Annotated in this window: 15 protein-coding genes; 14 read left to right on the top strand and 1 reads right to left on the bottom strand. The window is 69.4% G+C overall.

The window, feature by feature from the left end:
- Nucleotides 1-11 precede the first annotated feature (11 nt).
- From EV648_RS05780 to EV648_RS05740, 9 genes are all read left to right on the top strand, one after another.
- A complete protein-coding gene (locus EV648_RS05780) occupies nucleotides 12-1,304 on the top strand; it encodes a DUF2254 family protein (RefSeq protein ID WP_132285740.1) in 1,293 nt (430 codons plus the stop codon).
- The gene (cydD, locus tag EV648_RS05775) at nucleotides 1,291-2,952 is read left to right on the top strand and encodes a thiol reductant ABC exporter subunit CydD (protein WP_132285737.1); all 1,662 of its coding nucleotides are present in this window, start codon (nucleotides 1,291-1,293) and stop codon (nucleotides 2,950-2,952) included. The genes EV648_RS05780 and cydD overlap by 14 nt, the downstream gene beginning before the upstream one ends.
- Nucleotides 2,949-4,661 (top strand): thiol reductant ABC exporter subunit CydC, encoded by a 1,713-nt coding sequence (cydC, locus tag EV648_RS05770; protein ID WP_132285734.1) that lies wholly within the window; start codon nucleotides 2,949-2,951, stop codon nucleotides 4,659-4,661. The genes cydD and cydC overlap by 4 nt, the downstream gene beginning before the upstream one ends.
- Before the next feature lie 85 nt (nucleotides 4,662-4,746).
- On the top strand, nucleotides 4,747-6,144 hold the full coding sequence (locus tag EV648_RS05765; RefSeq protein WP_132285731.1) for a cytochrome ubiquinol oxidase subunit I: 1,398 nt from the start codon (nucleotides 4,747-4,749) through the stop codon (nucleotides 6,142-6,144).
- Between the two features lie 21 nt (nucleotides 6,145-6,165).
- Nucleotides 6,166-7,149 (top strand): cytochrome d ubiquinol oxidase subunit II, encoded by a 984-nt coding sequence (gene cydB / locus EV648_RS05760; RefSeq protein WP_132285728.1) that lies wholly within the window; start codon nucleotides 6,166-6,168, stop codon nucleotides 7,147-7,149.
- A 57-nt stretch (nucleotides 7,150-7,206) separates the two neighbouring features.
- A complete protein-coding gene (locus tag EV648_RS05755) occupies nucleotides 7,207-8,784 on the top strand; it encodes a GMC oxidoreductase (protein ID WP_132285725.1) in 1,578 nt (525 codons plus the stop codon).
- 34 nt (nucleotides 8,785-8,818) lie between these two features.
- A complete protein-coding gene (zwf, locus tag EV648_RS05750; RefSeq protein WP_132285722.1) occupies nucleotides 8,819-10,195 on the top strand; it encodes a glucose-6-phosphate dehydrogenase in 1,377 nt (458 codons plus the stop codon).
- 17 nt (nucleotides 10,196-10,212) lie between these two features.
- Nucleotides 10,213-11,577 (top strand): NAD(P)/FAD-dependent oxidoreductase, encoded by a 1,365-nt coding sequence (locus EV648_RS05745; protein WP_132285719.1) that lies wholly within the window; start codon nucleotides 10,213-10,215, stop codon nucleotides 11,575-11,577.
- Complete coding sequence (locus EV648_RS05740; RefSeq protein WP_132285716.1) at nucleotides 11,574-13,469, top strand: glycoside hydrolase family 15 protein; 1,896 nt, start codon at nucleotides 11,574-11,576, stop codon at nucleotides 13,467-13,469. The genes EV648_RS05745 and EV648_RS05740 overlap by 4 nt, the downstream gene beginning before the upstream one ends.
- A 49-nt stretch (nucleotides 13,470-13,518) precedes the next feature.
- Here the strand turns inward: EV648_RS05740 and EV648_RS05735 are convergent, their stop codons facing one another.
- The gene (locus EV648_RS05735; protein WP_132285713.1) at nucleotides 13,519-14,712 is read right to left on the bottom strand and encodes a cation:proton antiporter; all 1,194 of its coding nucleotides are present in this window, start codon (nucleotides 14,710-14,712) and stop codon (nucleotides 13,519-13,521) included.
- A gap of 283 nt (nucleotides 14,713-14,995) precedes the next feature.
- Here EV648_RS05735 and EV648_RS05730 point away from each other — a divergent pair, with 283 nt between their 5' ends.
- From EV648_RS05730 to EV648_RS05710, 5 genes are read left to right on the top strand one after another with little or no spacing between them, the layout of a single operon-like run.
- On the top strand, nucleotides 14,996-15,781 hold the full coding sequence (locus EV648_RS05730) for an ABC transporter ATP-binding protein (protein ID WP_132285710.1): 786 nt from the start codon (nucleotides 14,996-14,998) through the stop codon (nucleotides 15,779-15,781).
- Nucleotides 15,778-16,635, top strand: coding sequence for an ABC transporter ATP-binding protein (locus tag EV648_RS05725; protein ID WP_132285707.1), 858 nt, complete (start codon nucleotides 15,778-15,780; stop codon nucleotides 16,633-16,635). Before EV648_RS05730 ends, EV648_RS05725 begins: the two co-directional genes overlap by 4 nt.
- A complete protein-coding gene (locus EV648_RS05720; protein ID WP_132285704.1) occupies nucleotides 16,632-18,491 on the top strand; it encodes a long-chain fatty acid--CoA ligase in 1,860 nt (619 codons plus the stop codon). Before EV648_RS05725 ends, EV648_RS05720 begins: the two co-directional genes overlap by 4 nt.
- Nucleotides 18,488-19,375, top strand: coding sequence for a branched-chain amino acid ABC transporter permease (locus EV648_RS05715; RefSeq protein WP_132285701.1), 888 nt, complete (start codon nucleotides 18,488-18,490; stop codon nucleotides 19,373-19,375). The genes EV648_RS05720 and EV648_RS05715 overlap by 4 nt, the downstream gene beginning before the upstream one ends.
- A complete protein-coding gene (locus EV648_RS05710) occupies nucleotides 19,372-20,490 on the top strand; it encodes a branched-chain amino acid ABC transporter permease (protein WP_132285698.1) in 1,119 nt (372 codons plus the stop codon). The genes EV648_RS05715 and EV648_RS05710 overlap by 4 nt, the downstream gene beginning before the upstream one ends.
- Nucleotides 20,491-20,501: the final 11 nt, after the last annotated feature.

Here is a 20,501-nt window from a genome sequence, read left to right as displayed (position 1 = left end):
GGCGACCCGTGATGTCCTGGACCGCGGGCTTCCGGGCCCACCAGTTCGTCCGGCAGAGCCTGTGGGTGGTGCCGCTGATCGGTGGCGTGATCGGTGCGGTGCTGGCCGACGTCGACCTGTGGCTCGAGGGCCGGATCGCCTTGCCGCCGGGGTGGTCGTACTCCGAGGACACCGCGAACGCCGTGTTGTCGGCCGCCGCGGCCGCGATGGTCGGGCTGATCGGCTTCGTGGTCACGATCGGCGTGCTGGTCGTGCAGATGGCGACCGGCACTCTGTCGCCACGCTTCATGCGGCTGTGGTACCGGGATCGGCTGCAGAAGCTCGTCCTCGCGGCGTTCACGGCCACGTTCACCTTCGCCTTCGCCCTGCTGCGCCATGTGGAGTCCGACTCCGTACCCGATCTGGGTATCACCCTGGTCGGGCTGGCCGTCGCTGCCGACCTGATCCTCCTGCTGCTGTACTTCGACCGATTCGTGCACGCGCTCCGGCCGGTCGCCGTCGCGGCTGCGATGGCACAGGCCGGTCTTGCGGTCGAAGCCGGCGAGGATCGCCTCACCACGGCCGCCGGGTCGGGCGATCAGGGGGTCGGGCGCGGCGCGCCGGACGAACGGGTGATGGCGCCTAGGTCGGGCGCCATCCAGGCCATCGACATCGCGGGCCTCGTCCGGTTCGCGGCGGCTCGCGGCCAGGTCTGCGTCGTACCGCACACGATCGGTGACTTCGTCACCGTGGGGAGCGTGCTGATGGAGGTTCACGGGGCGGCGAGCGAGACCGACCTGCGCCGTCTGGGCGGGATGATCTCGCTGGGCCGTGAGCGCACGATCGACCAGGACCCGGCCTTCGCCCTGCGCATTCTGGTCGACATCGCCATCCGCGCGCTGTCCCCGGCGGTCAACGACCCCACCACGGCAACCCAGGTGATCAACCACATCGACGCCCTCCTGCTCGGGATCGGGTCTTCCGACCGCGCCTTCCGGGGGACCGCCCTCGACGCCGACGGCCGGGTCCGCCTGGTCGTCCGGACCCGCGGCTGGGCGGAGTATCTCGACATCGGGGTGACCGAGATCCGCCAGTACGGCGCCACCTCCCCGCAGATCTGCCGGCGGTTGCGCGCCATGCTCGAGGATCTGCGGGCCGGAGTCCTGCCCGCACGCCGGGCGGCCGTGCAATTTCAGCTCGATGCCCTGGACCGGGCAACCGACGCGGCGTTCGCCGACCCGTTCGAGCGGGCGCTGGCGAGGATGAGCGACCGGCAGGGCCTCGGCACCACCCGGCCCGGCGAGACGTCCGATGCCAGCCGTTGATCGGCGACTCATCGCGCGGACATCGGCGGTCCGCGCGCTGTTGCTGCGGTCCGCCGCCCTCGGGGTCGCGACCGCGGCCCTGGTCGTCGCGCAAGCCTGGCTGCTTGCGGGGCTGCTCTCCGCGTCCTTCCAGGACGGCGCGGGCCTCGACGAGTTGCGCGGCCCGCTGCTGATCCTGCTCGGCGTCGTCATCGCCCGTGCCGTGCTCGCCTGGTTGGCCGAGCTGATGGCGCACCGGGCCGGCACCCAGGCCAAGGCGGAGCTGCGGATGGCCCTGCTGCGGCACGTCGTCGCACTGGGCCCGGCCTGGCTCGCCGGGCACCGCACCGCTGAGCTCGAGGCACTGGGTACCCGCGGCCTCGATGCGCTCGACGGCTACTTCACCCGCTACCTGCCGCAACTGGTATTGGCGGTCGTCATCCCTACCGCAGTCATCACCGCGGCAGTGACGCAGGACATCGTGGCAGCGGCGATCATCGCCGCCACGGTTCCCCTGATCCCACTGCTGATGGCGGTCGTCGGTGCCGGTGCCAGGGCCCAGGCGGCCAAGCGTCTTGTCGCCCTGCAGCGGCTGGGCGGCCACTTCCTCGACAGCATCGCCGGACTGACGACGCTCAAGGTGTTCGGGCGGGCGCGCGCCCAGGCAGACCTGGTCCGTCGTACGACGGACGACTTCCGCGAGGAGACGATGGGCACACTCCGAGTGGCCTTCCTGTCCTCCCTGGTGTTGGAGCTGCTCGCGTCGTTGTCGGTGGCGGTGGTCGCGGTGGCTGTCGGAATCAGGCTCGTCAGCGGCGATCTCGACCTCTCGACCGGCTTGTTCGTGCTCATCCTCGCTCCTGAGGCCTACCTCCCGCTGCGCACTCTGGGCGCGAGCTTTCACGCCAGCGCGGATGGTGCCGCCGCGGCGGACCAGGTGTTCACGGTCCTGGACAGCCCGCTTCCGGCCGGCGATACCGGCGCCGGTCTCCTGTGCTACCCGGCCGTGGATCTGCGGGTGGACGAGGTGTGCGTGAGCTATCCGGACCGGGCCGGACCCGCGCTCGACCGGGTCAGCCTGTCGGTCCGCCCGGGTGAGGTGGTGGCCTTGACCGGTCCGAGCGGCTGTGGCAAGTCGACCCTGATCGCGGTGCTGCTGGGCTTCGTCGGCGTGGACTCCGGACAGGTGACCGTCTGCGGGGTGGACCTCGCCGAGCTCGATCTCGACCTCTGGCGCCGGAATGTGGCCTGGGTCCCGCAGCGGCCTTACCTGCTGGCCGCGAGCCTGGCCGACAACGTCAGGCTCGGCAGGCCGGACGCTGCTGAGGAGGACGTACTGCGAGCGGTTCACGACGCCGGGCTGGCGCAGATGACCGAGCGGTTGCCGCACGGGCTCGCGACGCCACTGGGCGAGCGCGGCGCCGGCCTGTCCGCGGGGGAGAGGCAGCGCCTCGCGCTGGCCCGGGCGTTCCTGATGGATGCGCCGCTGCTCCTGCTGGACGAGCCGACGGCCAACCTGGACGGGGACACCGAGGCGTCGGTGCTCGCAGCGGTCGCCCGCCTGACCGTCGGCCGCACCGCGCTGATCGCCGCGCACCGACCGGGTCTGGTCACGTTGGCGGACACGGAGATCCGGCTGGAACACGCGACCTCGGTGGGCTACCGATGACTTCCAGACTGACGGCCCGGCTGGCTGCGGCCAGCCTGCTCGGGGCGGGTGGCGCCGCCGCCGGCCTCGGTCTCGCGGCGACCGCCGGCTGGCTGATCGCCCGCGCCTCCGAACACCCGAACATGGCGGCGCTCGGACTCGCTGTGGTCGGGGTGAGGTTCTTCGGAATCAGTCGCGGGCTGCTCCGGTACGCCGAGCGCCTGGTCGGACATGATGCGGCGTTCCGCGTCCTGGCTGAGGTACGGATGAAGGTCTACGCCAGACTCGAGCGTCTCGCCCCGGCCGGCCTGCCGGCTTTCCGGAGCGGTGACCTGATGGCCCGTTTCGTCGACGACGTGGATTCACTGCAGGATCTGCTGCTGCGCGTGATCTCGCCGTACGTCGTCTTCGTCGCCTCCGCCGGGTTGACGATCGCCCTGGTCGGGACCTTGGTACCGACCGCCGGCGTGGTCGTCCTGGTCGCCGCGCTGCTCTGCGCGACTGCCGTTCCCGTCCTGGCCCGGCAGTTGGTGCGACGGTCCGAAGCGCGCCAGGCCGAGACGCGAGGCGAGCTGTCGACTGCCGTGGTCGACCTGGTCCAGGGCGCGCCCGACCTGATCGCCTTCGGTGCCGCGAAGACGCAGTTGCTACGAGCCGGTCGAGCCGATGCCGAGCTGGCCAGGGTGGCCCGGGCGGCTGCTCGCACCGCTGGGACCGGCTCGGGGCTCACCACACTGCTCGCGGGGCTGTGCGTCTGGGGTGTGCTCGCGGCCGGAATCGTTGCCGTCGACAACGGCCGGCTTCCCGGTGTCCTGCTCACGGTCGTCGTCCTCGTCTCCTTGGCTTCCTTCGAGCTGGTGACCGGCCTCCCGCAGGCCTTCGCGACGTTCGAGCGGGTACGCCGTTGCCAGGAACGGGTCGATGCCCTCCTGGCTGTCGACGACCCGGTCAGCGAGCCCACGGATCCGGTGCCGCTGCCGGCCGCGCCGTACTCGATCCGCCTGCGCGGCGTGCGCGCCCGCTACCCGTCCGGACGGCTCGCGCTGGACGGGATCGACCTGGATCTGGCTCCCGGCGACAGCGTCGCGGTGGTCGGACCCAGCGGAGCAGGCAAGTCCACGCTGGCCGCCGTCCTGATGCGGTTCCTCGAACTCGAGTCCGGTACGGCGTCGCTGAACGGGGTCTGTCTCGGCGACCTGGAATCCGACGCTCTTCGCCGGGTGGTCGGCCTGGCCGGGCAGGACGCACACGTCTTCGACCGCACGATCGGCGAGAATCTCCGGCTGGGGCGGCCGGACGCGACCGAGGCCGAGTTCCGGGCCGCGCTGGCGGAGGTCGGGCTGCTGGCCTGGGTCGACGGTCTACCGAACGGCCTGGCGACCGAAGTCGGCGAGCACGGCGCCCGGCTCTCCGGCGGCCAGCGGCAGCGGCTCGTCGTCGCTCGCGCCCTGCTGGGGGACTTTCCGGTGCTCATCCTCGACGAGCCGACCGAGCACCTCGACCCTGGGGCCGCCGGCGCGCTGACCGCGAACCTGCTGGCCGCTGCCTCCGGGCGCACCACCCTGCTGATCACCCACCGGCTGAGCGGCCTGCAGACCGTCGACCGGATCCTGCTGCTGGAGGCCGGGCGGGTGGTGGAGTCGGGCACACACGCGGACCTGGTCGCGGCCGGCGGGGCGTACTCCCGGATCTGGAACAGGGAGCAAGGGCACCTCATCCGTTCTGAATGATGCGCTGACCGCCGACCCTGGTCGAGGCTGCCAGAAAGGACGAACTCTTCCGACGAGGGGTGATCAGCCCGAGGAGAGGTCTGCGATGGACCCGACCGACCTGGCGCGTATCCAGTTCGCCACCACCACCATCTACCACTTCGTCTTCGTCCCGGTGACGATCGGGCTGGCGTTCCTGGTGGCGATCCTGCACACCCAGTGGTACCGATCGGGCGACCCCGACCACAGGCGGCTGACCCGGTTCTTCGGGACACTGCTGTTGATCAACATCGCCGTCGGGGTCGTCACCGGGCTGGTGCAGGAGTTCCAGTTCGGCATGAACTGGTCGGCGTACTCACGGTTCGTTGGCGACGTCTTCGGCGCGCCGCTGGCGATGGAAGGGCTGGCGGCGTTCTTCCTGGAGTCGACCTTCCTGGGGTTGTGGATCTTCGGCTGGAACGTGCTGCCTCGGCGGGTCCACCTCGCCACGATCTGGCTGGTTGCGATCGGCGCGTCGCTCTCGGCGGCGTTCATCATGGCCGCGAACTCGTGGATGCAGCACCCGGTGGGCTACACCACCAACGCCCAGACCGGGAGGCCAGAGCTCAGCTCGATCGGGGACCTGTTCACCAACCCCGTGTTCGTCTGGGGCTATGTCCACGTGATCCTGGCTTCGCTACTGACCGGAGCAGTGTTGATGCTGGCAGTGTCCGCGTGGCAACTCAGGCGCCGCGAGCACGGCGAGCTCTTCCACAGCTCGGTCAAACTCGCGATCGTCGTCCTCGTCCCGGTCTCGATCCTGGCGCTGGGGGTGGGCAGCCACCTCGGTGTGGTCGAGGCGGAGTACCAGCCGATGAAGATCTCGGCGGCCGAGGCACAGTGGGAGACCTGTCAGCCCTGCTCGTTCTCGCTGTTCCAGATCGGCGGCGGCAGGAACGACGAGACCCCGACCCAGCTGCTCGAAGTTCCCCATCTGCTGTCCCTGCTCGCCACGGGCACGTGGAACGGCCAGGTGGAAGGGCTCAACGAACTGCAGGCCGCCGACGTCCAGAGGTACGGCGATGGCAACTACGTGCCGAACGTGTTCGTGCAGTACTGGTCGATGCGGGTGATGGCCTACCTCGGCAGTCTGATCGCGCTGCTCGCGCTCTGGGGCGCGTGGCTGCTGTACCGCCGGAAGCTCGCGGTGTCGCGCGTGTTCCTCTTTGTGGCGACCTGGTCGGTGCTGGCGCCGGTCCTGATGAACACGGCCGGCTGGATGCTGACCGAGAACGGGCGCCAGCCGTGGATCGTCCAGGGACTCATGAAGACGGCGGACGGCGTGTCCACCTCGGTCAGCACGACCGAACTGGCGATCAGCATCGGGGCGCTGGTGGTGGTCTACGTGCTGATCGGGATCGTCTACCTCTTCCTGATGCTGCGCTACGCGCGGCGCGGCCTCGAGCTCGAGCACGCCGACGACGAGCCCGCGGGCGATCCCCCGACGCCGGCGATCACCTATTAGCGAGCGTTCCGGGAGGCAGCCGTGGGACTACCCGAGCTGTGGTTCGTGATCATCGCGATCCTGTGGACCGGCTTCTTCGTCCTGGAGGGCTTCGACTTCGGCGTCGGGATGCTGCACCGGGTCCTCGGCCGGACCGACCGGGAGCGCCGGGTGGCGATCAACACGATCGGCCCGTTCTGGGACGGCAACGAGGTCTGGCTGGTCGTCGGCGGTGCGGGAATCTTTGCCGCGTTCCCCGACTGGTACGCCAGCTGGTTCTCGGCGAGCTATCTCGCCGTCCTGCTGCTGCTGGTGGCGCTGATCATCCGCGGCGTGTCCTTCGAGTTCCGCGGCAAGGTCGACGGTCCGGGCTGGCGCCGGCTGTGGAGCGGCACCCTGATGACCGGCAGCCTGGTGGCGCCGCTCGTTCTCGGGATCGCGCTCGGTGACCTGGTCGCGGGCCTTCCGATCGACGCGGACGGCGAGTTCACCGGGTCGTTCTGGGATCTCTTCACGCCGTTCGGCCTGTGGACCGGGGTGACGCTGGTGGTGCTCTGCCTTGTCAACGGAGCGACGTTCCTCGGGATCAGGACTACCGGTGAGCTCCGTGAGCGAGCGCACCGCGCCGCTCGCCTGATCGGCTGGGTGGGTCTCGTCGTGGTCGCGGCCTTCGCGGTCTGGACCCTGGTCGTTGCCGACCACGGCTGGGCGCCGATCCTGCCTCTCGTAGTCGCACCGGTGGCCCTGCTCGTATCCATCGGGGCCGTGCATCGGGAACGCGACAGTTCCGCGTTCCTGCTGTCGGCGACGGCGATGGCGTGTGCCGTGGCGGGACTCTTCGCCGCCCTCTACCCGCAGGTCCTGGTGTCCAGCACGGATCCCGCGAACAGCCTCACCGTGGCCAACGCGGCGTCGGCCGACTACGCGCTCAAGGTGATGAGCGTTGTCGCGCTGATCTTCTTTCCTCTGGTGCTGCTCTACCAGGCCTGGTCGTACTTCGTTTTCCGTCATCGCCTGAGTACTTAGGTGAGGTCATCCACCGTGGATGACGACTCCAGGCCGAACTCGACGAAGGGTGGAGAGATGGCTGGCGATCAGCACTACGACGTGATCATCATCGGCACCGGCGCGGGTGGCGGCACACTGGCCCATCGGCTGGCGCCGTCCGGCAAGCGGGTCCTCCTGCTCGAACGCGGCGACTATCTGCCGCGAGAACGCGAGAACTGGGACTCCACGGCGGTGTTCGTGCAGGGCCGGTACCGCGCGCCGGAGTTCTGGTACGACGAGCATGGCCACGAGTTCCCGCCGGAGATCAACTACTACGTCGGGGGCAACACCAAGTTCTACGGCGCGGCCCTGTTCCGGTTGCGGCCGCAGGACTTCGGCGAGCTGCGGCACCACGGTGGCGTCTCGCCCGCCTGGCCGCTGCGGTACGAGGACTTCGAGCCGTACTACACCGAGGCCGAGCACCTCTACCGGGTCCACGGCCGTCACGGCGAGGACCCCACCGAGGGTCCGGCCAGTGCGCCGTACCGCTTCCCGCCGGTCGAGCACGAGCCCCGGATCCAGCAGTTGAGCGACGACCTGGACAAGCAGGGGCTGCATCCGTTCCATCTGCCGATCGGCGTCGATCTCATCCAGGACGAGGAGGGCCGGGCGACCCGGGACAGCGTCTGCATCCGGTGCGACCGGGTGGACGGGTTCCCGTGCCTGATCCAGGCGAAGTCGGACGCGCAGGTGATCTGTGTCGACCCGGCGCTGAGGCACGAGAACGTCTCGATGGTGACGAACGCCCACGTGGTGCGGCTCGACACCGATCCCACCGGACGGACCGTCTCGCAGGTCGTGACCGAGATCGACGGGTCGACCGTCCAGTTCAGCGCGGACGTCGTGGTCGTCGCCTGCGGCGCGGTCAATTCCGCCGTACTACTGCTGAAGTCGGCGAACGACCGCCACGCGCAGGGTCTCGCGAACAGCTCGGACGTCGTCGGCCGGCACTACCTGCGGCACAACAACCTCGCGCTGATGGCGGTGTCGAAGGAGCCGAACCCGACCCGGTTCCAGAAGACCCTGGCGATGAACGACTGGTACCTCGGGGACGACGACTGGGACTACCCGCTCGGCGGGATCCAGATGCTGGGCAAGTCCGACGCCGAGCAGGTCCGCAGCGGCGCGCCGCGCTGGGCCGGCAAGGTCTCACCGAACATGCCGTTCGAGACGATCGCCCACCATGCCGTCGACTTCTGGCTGTGCGGCGAGGACCTTCCGCTGCCGGACAACCGCGTCACCGTACGCAAGGACGGCTCGATCCAGCTGGCCCTCGACGAGAAGAACAACGTCGAGGGGGTCAACCGGCTCAGGCACAAGTTGCAGAACATGCTCGGCGACCTCGGGATGCACGAGCACAAGTTGCTCGACAACAGCATCTACCTGCACAAGGGGATGCCCATCGGCGCCACCGCGCACCAGGCCGGCACCGTGCGGTTCGGCGACGACCCGGCGAGCTCGGCGCTCGACGTGAACTGCAAGGCCCACGACCTCGACAACCTCTACGTCGTCGACACCAGCTTCTTCCCGAGCATCGGCGCCGTGAACCCTTCGCTGACCGCGATCGCGAACGCGCTCCGGGTAGGCGACCACATCCTCGACCGGCTCCGCTGAGCCCAGCCGACCCGGACTGATTAGGAGAACCTCTATGCCAACCGCCGACATGGACGCACTGGTCATCTTCGGAGCGACCGGTGACCTCGCAAAGCTGGAGACCTTCCCTGCCCTGGTCGGCCTGGTCGACCGGGGCGTGCTCGACGTACCGATCGTCGGGGTGGCCAAGAGCGGCTGGGGACTCGAGCAATTCCGCGAGTACGCCGCCGCGTCGCTGCGGGACAACGGGATGGATACGAGCAGTCCGGCGGCGGCCAAGATGCTGGGGCTGCTGCAGTACGTCGACGGTGACCTCGGCGACGACGCGACGTACGCGGCGATGGCCGACAAGGTCGGAACCGGTGGCCGGGCGCTGTTCTACCTCGAGGTGCCGCCGCCGCTGTTCGGCCGGATCGCCAAGGGCATCGCGACCGCGGGCAAGGCCGACGGGGCCCGGGTGATGGTCGAGAAGCCGTTCGGCACCGACCTGGCCAGCGCCCAGAAGCTCAACGCGACCATGAACGAGGTCTTCCCCGAGGACGCCATCTACCGGGTGGACCACTGGCTCGGCCTGGACCCGTTGGAGAACGTGCTGTTCGCCCGCTTCGCCAACTCGGTGCTCGAACCGCTGCTCAACCGCGATCACGTGGAGAGCATCCAGATCACCATGGCGGAGAGCTTCGACGTGTCCGACCGAGGCAGCTTCTACGACCGCACCGGGGCGATCCGCGACGTCCTCCAGAACCACATGCTGCAGGTGCTCGCGAGCGTGCTGGCCGACCCGCCGGGCCATCTCGACGACGCCGCCTGGCGATCTCAGAAGACCGCGGTCATCAAGTCACTGCGCCCTCTCACCGCCGAGGACACGGTGCTCGGGCAGTACGACGGCTATCTGGACGTCGCCGGCGTCGATCCTCAGTCGCGGACCGAGAGCTACGTCGCGGTCCGGCTCGCCCTCGACACCTGGCGCTGGGCCGGCGTACCGATCGCGATCCGGGCCGGGAAGTGCATGCCGGTCACCGCGACCGAGGTGGCGGTCCGGTTCCGCCGCCCACCGCAGGACATCTTCGGGCTCGCGGGGTCCGCCGGCGCGAACCAGTTGCGGTTCCGGATCTGGCCGGAGAGCGAGGTCGGGCTCACCCTCACCGGCAAGAAGCCCGGCGCCGGCTGGACCGCGCAGGCCGAGGACCTCACCTTCGCCGAGCTGCCGGGATCCGACCAGCGACCGTATGACCGGCTGATCGGGGCGGCGCTCCAAGGCAGGCAGGCGCTCTTCGCCGCGCAAGACACGGTCGAGGCCGCCTGGCGAGTGGTCGAGCCGGTGCTCGGTGACGTCGTCCCGGTCGTCCCGTACGCCAGGGGCAGTTGGGGGCCGAAGGAGGCCGACGCCCTGCTACCGCACGGCGTGATCTGGCACGACCCGGCCGGATGATCCAGGAGGCCGGTCGCATGAGACAGCGGACCAGGAGCAGCGCGGAGGATCGATCGGAGCCTCGCCGGGTGGTGATCGTGGGTGGAGGCTTCGCCGGTCTGTTCGCGGCGCGCGCGTTCCGGCGCCGACGGGTGCAGGTCACCCTCGTGGACCGCGCCACCCACCACCTGTTCCAGCCTCTGCTGTACCAGTGCGCCACCGGGGTGCTGTCCGAGGGCCAGGTCGCGATGCCGCTGCGGGCGATCCTGCGCAAGCACGCCAACGTCGACTGCGTGCTCGCCGAGGTGACCGGTTTCGACGTCCAGGCCCGCATCGTCCACGCGCTGCGGCCGACCGGCGGCGAGCTCGAGTTCCCGTACGACGACCTGATCCTGGCCGCCGGCGTGCGGCAGTCGTACTTCGGGCATGACGAGTTCGCCGCGTTCGCACCCGGGATGAAGACCCTGGCCGATGCGCTGCTGATCCGGCGCCGGGTCTTCGGCGCGTTCGAGATGGCCCAGTCGGCCACCGATCCCGAGGAGCGCCGGCGGTGGCTCTCGTTCGCTCTGGTGGGCGCCGGCCCGACGGGGGTCGAGCTGGCCGGGCAGATCCGTGAGCTGGCCACGTCGACGCTGAGCAAGCAGTTCCACGACATCGATCCCACCGAGGCCAAGGTGCTGCTCTTCGACGGAGGCGACGCGCCGCTCAAGCCGTTCGGCCCGAAGCTGTCCGCCAAGGCCGCCGCAGCGCTGACCGACCTCGGCGTCGAGCTCCACCTCGGCTCGATCGTCACCAACGTGGACCAGAACGGGTTGGTGGTCCGGGGACCCGACGGCGCGAGTACGCCGTACGAGGTGGGAACCGTGCTGTGGGCCGCCGGGGTGGCGGCGCAGCCGGTCGCCGACCAGCTCGCGAAGGCCGCGGGCGCGGAGCAGGACAGGGCCGGACGGATCAAGGTCCAGCCTGACCTCACCCTGCCCGGCCACCCGGAGATCTCGGTGGTCGGTGACGTGATGAGCCTCGACGACCTTCCGGGTGTCGGCGAGGTGGCGATGCAGACCGGGTACTACGCGGCGAAGCGGATCAGGGACGAGGTGGACGGGAAGACCGATCCGCCGAAGCCGTTCCGGTACCGCGATCTGGGCTCCGCGGCCTACATCGCGCGCGGTCAGGCTGTCGTATCGGTCAGCCGGGTGCACCTGAGCGGCCGGATCGGCTGGCTGGCCTGGCTCGGCATCCACCTTGCCTTCCTGACCGGTTACCGCAACCGGTTCGGGGCGGTGCTCAGCTGGGCGATCGCCTTCAGCCGGGAGACCCGGCGCGAACGAGCCTTCACGATGCAGCAGGTCGCACCCGGTGGCGCCGACCTCTATCGCAACCGAAGAGGAGAAGACCCATCATGAGCGACTACCCACCCATCGCCGACCACGGGTTGATCGGCGACCTGCAGACCGCCGCGCTGGTGACCATGGACGGATCCATCGACTGGTTCTGCTGTCCACGGTTCGACTCGCCGAGCGTCTTCGCGGCGCTGCTCGACCAGGAGCGCGGCGGCTACTTCCGGGCCCGGGCGACCGGCACCGGCGTCACGAGCCGGCAGCTGTACTTCCCGGACACCGCGATCCTGATCACCCGGTTCATGACCGAGGACGGCGTCGGCGAGGTCGTCGACTTCATGCCGCCGGCCGGCAAGCAGCCCACCGCGAACCACCGGATCCTGCGGATGATGCGGTGCGTGCGGGGGCAGATCAACTTCGAGGTGGACATCGCGCCCCGGTTCGACTACGGCCGCAAGGAGCACGAGACGCAGCTGGTCGAGCAAGGGGCGGTCTTCGTGACCGAGGACCTGAGCCTGACGCTGCACGCGGTCCGTGAGCCGGGTGACGAGCGGCTGGCGCAGGTGCGGGTGGACGGCGGCGACATCCACGTCGACTACGCGATGACAACCGGGGACGTCCGGGGGCTGGTACTGGAGTCGGCGGCCGAGGGTCCACCGCGAGAGATCGGGGTCGCGGAGTTCACGGCGATGTTCGAGGACGCCACGACCTTCTGGCGTGAGTGGCTGTCCAAGTCGACGTACACCGGCCGGTGGCGGGAGATGCTGCAGCGCTCGGCGATCACACTGAAACTGATGACATACGCGCCGACCGGCGCGCTGGTGGCCGCACCCACTGCCGGGTTGCCCGAACAGGTCGGCGGCGAGCGCAACTGGGACTACCGCTACACCTGGGTGCGGGACGCCTCGTTCTCCGTGTACGCACTGCTCGGCATGGGCTTCACCGAGGAGGCGGCCGAGTTCTGCGCGTGGTTGCGGGACCGCGTCCAGGAGAAGACCACGGGGAAAGGCGGTCCGCTCAACATCATGTACCGGGTGGACGGTTCGTCCGACCTGGTCGAGGAATCGCTCGAGCATCTCGAGGGCTACCGAGGGTCCCGGCCGGTGCGGATCGGCAACGGCGCCTCGGACCAGCGGCAGATGGACATCTTCGGCGAGGCGCTGGACAGCATCTACTTCGCGGACCAGCACGGAATCGAGCTCGGCCACCACGGCTGGATCGCGCTGCGTGGCATCGTCGACTGGCTGACCGACAACTGGGACCTGCCGGGTGAGGGGATCTGGGAGACGCGCGGCGGGCAGAAGGACTTCACCTATGGCCGGGTGATGAGCTGGGTCGCCTTCGACCGGGCGATCCGCATGGCCGCGGAGCATGGCCGGCCGGGGGCGGTGGACCGCTGGGCCAACAGCCGGGACACGATCTACAACCAGGTGATGCAACGCGGCTGGAACGAGAAGGTCGGAGCCTTCGTGCAGCACTACGACGACACCGTCCTCGACTCGTCGATGTTGCGGATGGCAACGGTCGGCATGATCACACCCGACGACCCGATGTGGCTGTCCACGCTGGACGCGATGGACGCCGAACTCGTGGTCGACAGTCTGGTCTACCGCTACAACCCGGCCGCTTCGCCGGACGGGCTGGCCGGCGACGAGGGCACGTTCTCGCTCTGTACCTTCAACTACGTCGACGCGCTGGCCCGGGCCGGCCGCCTCGAGGAGGCCCGGCTCATCTTCGAGAAGATGCTCACCTACGCCAACCACGTGGGCTTGTACTCCGAGGAGATCGGCTCGACCGGCGAGCAGCTCGGCAACTTCCCGCAGGCGTTCACGCACCTGGCGCTGATCGATGCGGCCATCACCCTGAACGCCGCGCTGGATCAGGCGAAGGCCGGCGGGCGGCACACCGCGCCCGACGTCGCGGCCGCGCGCCGCCAGGCGGATGCGGCGGCAACCTGACCGGCGATCCGGCCGGCGTCCTGACCCCGCGTCCTGACTGGCGCGCGCCCTAGGGCCCGGTCTCGTCGAGTGCGTCGGGGCTGCGGGCGATTCTGCGGTCGATGGCGACCGCGATCGCCGGGTACACCAGCACGGACAGGACGCCCGCGCCCACCAGCGCGGCCGCGTTCTCCGGGAGCATGTGGCCGGTCTCGAGTCCGATCTCGCTGAGAGCGACGAGCAGCGGCAACGCCGTCGACACGATGAAGACGAGTTCGAACCGTCTCGCCCGGGGGAGTGCGGTGCGGTACACCAGCAGCGTCGGGAGGCCGCGGGCGACCAGCAGCAGGAGGAAGAACAGGAACAGCCGCGCGGGGGCTTCGACGATGGAGCGCACGTCGACCCCCATCCCCGACGAGACGAAGAAGATGGGGATGAAGAAGCCGTAGCCGACGGCATCGAGCTTGTGGTCCAGCGCCTCGACGTTCCCGGGTGCCCATCGACGCAGGACGACGCCCGCCACGAAGGCGCCCAGGACGACGTCGAGCCCGAAATCGTTGGCGACGACGAGCAGGAGCAGCAACATCGCGACCGTCCACCGCAGCGTGGTCTGCGAGGTCGCGTGCTCTCCCTCCGACAGGATCCGCGCGATCCGGCCGCCACGACCCAGCCTGGGCGCCAGACTCAGCAGCAGCCCGAGGAGGCCCATCGCGAGCAGGGAGATGAGCCCGATGAACCGGCCGTTCGACCCGAGGAAGATCGCGATCGCCACGACGGGCAGGAACTCCCCGACCGCCCCCGCGGCGAGGACGAAGGGGCCGAACGCCCCGCGCAGCATGTTGTTGTCCCGCAGGATCGGCAGCAGAGTTCCCAGCGCCGTCGTGGTCAGACCGAGCGCGACCGGCACGAACGCCTTCACGAGGCCCAGCGCCGCGAGCCCCCCGACGACCGCACCGGCCACCGCCACAGTGACCACCCAGCCGACGATGGCGAGCTTGCCGGCCCGCTGCCGGAAGACCGCCAGCTCCAGCTCGTAGCCCGCCAGCAGGAACAAGAACCCCAGACCGACGTTCGCGAGCAGCTCGATGCTGTCCGGGTCGGCCAGATCGAGCACCTCCGGCCCGACGACCACACCGCCGAGAATGAGCACCACGACCTGAGGAACCCGGAACCGGCTCAGCAACCCGACGAGCACCGGCGTCACGGCCGCCACCAGCGCGACCACGAAAAGGCTGGTCAGTCCCAGACCGAGTTCAGCACCCATTCCACCAGCCTGACTGATCGTCCGTGCCGGAACCTCCCCCCGCCCGGACGATCAGCAGCGCATCGCAGCCCGAGTCGCTCGCGCTGACCTCCTGTACCACGGCGTTGCCGTAGTTTGCTCCTGACTGAGCGGGAATGCGTTGTCAGGCAGCGTTTCCGGTCACGATCACGTTTTGGCGACCGGCGTCCGATTTCCGGGCCGGAGGTCTTCCGCAGATGACATCGGTGCTGTCACACTCACTCGCCAGGACGGTTGGAACCTTCGGGGATCCAGGAGGCCGGACGTGCTGGCAGCGACGAATCTCGAGGTCGTCTACGACGATGTGATGCTGGTGCTGCGCGGAGTCAGCCTCGAGGTCCCGCAGGGGCGGATCGTCGCCCTGCTGGGGGCCAACGGGGCAGGCAAGTCCACGCTGCTGCGCGCCATCTCGGGGCTGCTCGACGTGCACGGCGGCGAGGTGAGCCGCGGCGCGATCACGCTCGACGGCGAACCGATCCACGACCTGGACCCCAGCCGGATCGCTGCCCTGGGCATCAAACAGGTGATGGAAGGCCGGCGGATCTTCACCGAGCTCACGGTCGAGGAGAACCTGCGGGTCGGCGGGCACGTCAAGCCGCGCTCGCTGAAGGTCAACCTGGACCGGACCTACCAGTTGTTCCCGGTGCTGGCCGACCGGCGGCGCAAGATCGCCGGCTACCTGTCCGGTGGTGAGCAGCAGATGCTGGCGATCGGGCGCGCCCTGATGTCCGACCCGCGGTACCTGCTGATGGACGAGCCGAGTCTCGGGCTGGCGCCGATGGTGGTGCAGCAGATCCGGGACGTGATCGTCGACATCAACGCGGCCGGCACCACCGTGCTGCTGGTCGAGCAGAACGCCGCGATGGCGCTGGCGATCGCCGAACACGGTTACGTGCTGGAGAACGGCGCGATGGTGATGGACAAGCCGGCCGCCGACCTGCTCGCCGACGGCGACGTCCGGGAGTTCTATCTCGGCCTCGGGGCCGAGGGCGCCTCCAGGTCGTTCCGCGACGTGAAGCACTACCGGCGCCGGAAGCGGTGGTTGTCATGACCGCGACCGAGACCCGGCCGGAGTCCACCCGCCCGGCGGCCCGACCGGTGCTCACCTTCGACGACGTGCTGCTGGGGTTCTCCGGCGTGACCGCGCTCAACGGCGTCAGCTTCACCGTCGATCCCGGCGAACTCTTCGCGGTGATCGGCCCGAACGGCGCGGGCAAGACCTCGATCTTCAACGTGCTGTCCGGGGTGTACCGGCCGCAGCGGGGCTCGGTGCGGTTCGGCGACGAGGAGTTGATCGGGCGCAAGCCGCACGCGATCGCGCGGCTCGGCATCGCCCGGACCTTCCAGAACATCGAGCTGTTCTCGAACCTGACCGTGCTCGACAACCTGATGCTCGGCCGCCATCACCACCACCCGTACGGCGTGCTGGCCGCGTTCGCCTGGCTCGGCAAGGCCCGCCGCAACGAACTCGCGAACCGGGTGGCGGTCGAGGAGATCGTCGACTTCCTCGAGCTCGCCCAGTGGCGGCGGATGCCGGTCGGCCTGCTCCCGTACGGCGTCCAGAAGAGGGTGGAACTGGGCCGGGCGCTCGCCTCGGAGCCGAAGTTGCTGCTGCTGGACGAGCCGGTCGCCGGGATGAACCTGGAGGAGACCGAGGACATGGCGCGGTTCATCCTCGACATCCGCGACGAGCTCGGCCTGCCGATGGTGATGGTGGAGCACGACATGGGTCTGGTGATGGACCTGGCCGACCGGATCATGGTGGTCGACTTCGGCCGGCCGATCCGGACCGGCCGGCCCCGGGAGGTGGCGACCGATCCCGACGTGGTGCGCGCCTACCTGGGCGAGGAGCACAAGATCGTGGACCAGGCGGGCGTGCGGCATGCCGGCGGCGAGCGCGCATGAGCACGGTCACCGCGGGAGTCCGGTTGTCGACGATCGCCGCCCGGGTGCGGGACCGCGCCACCGCGACCCCGGACGTGATCGCCCTGCGGGAGAAGGACCTCGGCCTGTGGCAGCAGGTCAGCTGGTCGCAGTACTGGCAGACCGCTGAGCTGGTCGGGCACGCGTTGCTTGCCCTGGGCATGGAAGCGGGCGACCGGGTGGCGATCCACTCGGAGAACCGCCGGGAGTGGCTCTACACCGACGTCGGTGCGGTCGCGGTCCGCGCGGTCACGGTCGGTCTCTACCCGACGAACCCGGTCGCGGAGGTCGCCTATCTGCTGCGCCACTCGGGGACGCGGGTGCTGATCGCCGAGGACCAGGAGCAGGTGGACAAGGCGCTCGCGGTCGCCGACGAACTGCCGGACCTGGAACACATCGTCTACCTGGAGCCACGCGGCATCCGCCATCGGTACGACGACCCACGGCTGCTGGCCTGGCCCGATTTCCTTGCCCTCGGCAAAGAGCACCTCGAGGTGCACCCGGATGCTGTGGACGAGCGGATGCGCCAGGTCCGCCCGGACGACGTCGCGACGCTGGTCTACACCTCGGGGACCACCGGGCCGCCGAAAGGCGTGATGCTCACGGTCGCCAACGTGGACTTCGCCATCCAGGAACTGGTCGAACGCGGCGGGTTCACCGCGCCGCCGCCGTCGTCCAAGGACAGCGTGTTGTCCTACCTGCCGTTGTGCCACGTCGCCGAGCGGGTCTTCAGTTGCTGGTTCGGCGCGGGTGCGGGCGTCTGCGTGCACTTCGCCGAGTCGATCGAGACCGTCGCTCCCAACCTGCACGAGGTGCAGCCGACGATCCTCTTCGGCGTGCCGAGGATCTGGGAGAAGATCGCGGCCGGCGTCCAGATCCGGATCGCCTCGGCCGGCCCGCTGAAGCGCCGCGTCGGCGGCTACTGGCTGCGCCGTGCCGACTGGATCGGCGACACCCTCGCCGCCAACGGCGGCCGGCACACCGCGTCCTCCCGGCTTGTCCACGCGATCGGGTACGTCGTCTGCTACCGCGCGCTGCTCGACCGGATCGGCCTGCGCAAGGTCCGGTACGCCGCGTCCGGGGCGGCGCCGATCGCGCCCGAGGTGCTGCGGTTCTTCATGGGTCTGGGGCTGCCGATGCACGAGGTGTACGGGATGACCGAGAACACCGCGGTGGCGACGGCGAACCGCCCGGGCCGGGTGAAGGTCGGCACCGTCGGCGAACGGCACGAGGGGGTGGAACTGCGGATCGACGAGACCACCGGCGAGATCCTGACCCGGCACCCGGGCACCTTCGCGGGGTACTGGCAGGACCCGGAGGCGACCGAGCGGATGATCGACCCGGACGGCTGGTTGCACACCGGCGACGTGGGGGAGTGGGTCGACGGCACCCATCTGCGGATCACCGACCGGATGAAGGACCTGATCATCACCGCGGGCGGCAAGAACATCGCCCCGTCCGAGATCGAGAACGCGCTGAAGGCCTCGCCGTACGTCAAGGAGGCGGTGGTGATCGGCGACCGGCGCAAGTACCTGTCCGCGCTGATCGGGATCGAGCCGGACACCGTCGGCCACTGGGCGCAACTGCACCGGCTGCCGTACTCGACATACCGGGATCTGTCCTCGAAGGCGGAGGTGGTCGCGCTCGTGCAGGGAGTGGTCGACGAGGTCAACGAGCGGTTCGCGACGGTCGAGCAGGTGAAGACGTTCCGGCTGCTGCCGAAGCTGCTGGAGCACGAGGACGGTGAGCTGACCGCGACCCAGAAGGTGAAGCGGAGCGCCGTCACGAACGCCTTCGCCGATCTCGTCGAGTCGATGTACCGCGGAGGTGTGCGGTGAACGAGTTCGTCGCCACGGTGGTCCGCGGTCTGGGCAACGGCTCGATCTACGCCCTGCTCGCGTTGGGTTTCGTGATCATCTACAAGTCCATGCGGGTGATCAGCTTCGCCCAGCCGGCCTTCATGATGACCGGCGGCGTGCTCGTCAGCTACCTGGTGCTCGAGCTGAACTTCTTCCTGGCCGTCGTGGTCGCGCTGCTGCTCACCGCGTTGCTCGGCGCGGGGGTCGAACGGGTGGCGCTGCGGCCGATGATCGGCAAGCCGGTGTTCGTGATCGCGATCATCACGCTCGGCGTCGACATCGTGATCCGTACGGTGGTGAACTCCTTCATCGGCCTGGACATCCGGCAGATGGGCGACCCTTGGGGCCTGAAGCAGGTGAAGCTGCTCGGGGTGACCGTTGACCAACGGCACCTCGCCACTCTGGTCACCACGCTGGTGGTGGTCGCCGCGCTGTTCGCCTTCTACCGCTGGTCCCGCACCGGACTCGCGATGCGGGCGGCGTCGTCGGACCAGGAGGTCGCGCAGGCCCAGGGCGTGTCCGTCGGCCGGGTGTTCTCGCTGTCGTGGGCGCTCGCGGCGATGCTCGCCGGCCTGGCCGGGGTGTTCCTGTCGACCGGCATCGGGCTGGAGCAGAACCTCTGGCTGACCGCGTTGAAGGCGTTGCCGGTGATCATCCTGGGCGGCCTGGACTCGCTCGGCGGCGCGGTGATCGCCGGGCTCGCGATCGGCGTGGTCGAGGCGCTGGTCGGCAACTACGGCGGCGACCTAAGCCCGGTCTTCGGCGGCGACTTCTTCCTGGTCGTGCCGTACCTGCTGATGCTGCTCGTCCTGCTGGTCAGACCGTACGGCCTCTTCGGCACCCGGGAGGTGGAGCGGATATGAGCAGCACCCGGCTCGGCAGACCTCAGCTCTACCTGTCGTACGCGCAGGACATGGCGTTGCTGAACACCCCCGCCAAGCGCTGGTGGACCCTCGTCCTGGCGCTGGTCGCAGTACTGCTGCCGTTCATGCTCGAGGACGACCTGCTCGCCGTCCTGGCCACCGCGTTCGTCGCCGCGATCGGCGCCATCGGCCTCAACCTCGTCACCGGGTACGCCGGCCAGGTGTCCCTGGGGCACGCGTTCTTCCTCGGGCTCGGGGCCTATACGGCGGCGACGTTGTCGGGTGATCCGGACAGCACCCGGCTGATCGGGTTCGGGATCACCTCGTTCCCGATCTGGTTGCTCGCGTCCGGCCTGGTCGCGGGACTCGCCGGACTGATCGTCGCGCCGCTGGCGGCCCGGCTGCGCGGGTTGTACCTGGCCGTCGTGACGCTCGGGCTCGTCTTCATCGGCGAGCACCTGTTCAAGCACTGGGGGGATCTCACTGGGGGAGTGGGGGTCGGGCGGCCGGCCGCGGTACCGGAGTTGTTCGGCATCCAGTTCGCTGTCGACGGCGAGTTCTTCACGAAGGCGCAGAAGCTGTACCTGTTGATGTTCGTGCTGCTGGTGATCTTCGGGGTGCTGGCGCGGAATCTGGTCCGGTCGCGGATCGGCCGGGCGCTGGCCGCGGTACGGGACCGCGATCTGGCCGCCGAGGTGATCGGCGTCGACGTGACGCGGTACAAGATGATCGCCTTCGCGGTGTCGTCGTTCTACGCCGGCGTCGCGGGGGCGTTGTTGTACGTGATGATCGGCTTCGTCGAGCCGGGGTCGTTCAACCTCGCGCTGTCGGTGCAGTACATCGCGATGATCCTGGTCGGCGGCGTCGCCACCATCTCGGGATCGGTGCTGGGCGCGTTGTTCATCACGCTGTTGCCGCGGGTCACCCGCGAGCTGCCGGCCGTGCTGCCGTTCATCAGCAGCAGTTCGACGTCCGGGGGCATCACGGTCTTCCAGGTCGAGACGATCCTCTACGGCCTGTTGATCATCGGCTTCCTGATCTTCGAACCGCGAGGGCTGTTCGGGATCTGGATCCGCATCCGTACCTACTGGAAGTCGTGGCCGTTCTCGCACTGACCGCTGGGGTC

The sequence above is a fragment of the Kribbella sp. VKM Ac-2568 genome (assembly GCF_004345365.1).
GTDB classification, from domain to species: Bacteria; Actinomycetota; Actinomycetes; order Propionibacteriales; family Kribbellaceae; genus Kribbella; species Kribbella orskensis.
Note: the sequence above shows the minus strand (reverse complement) of the source record. Positions and strands in the feature narration are given on the sequence as shown.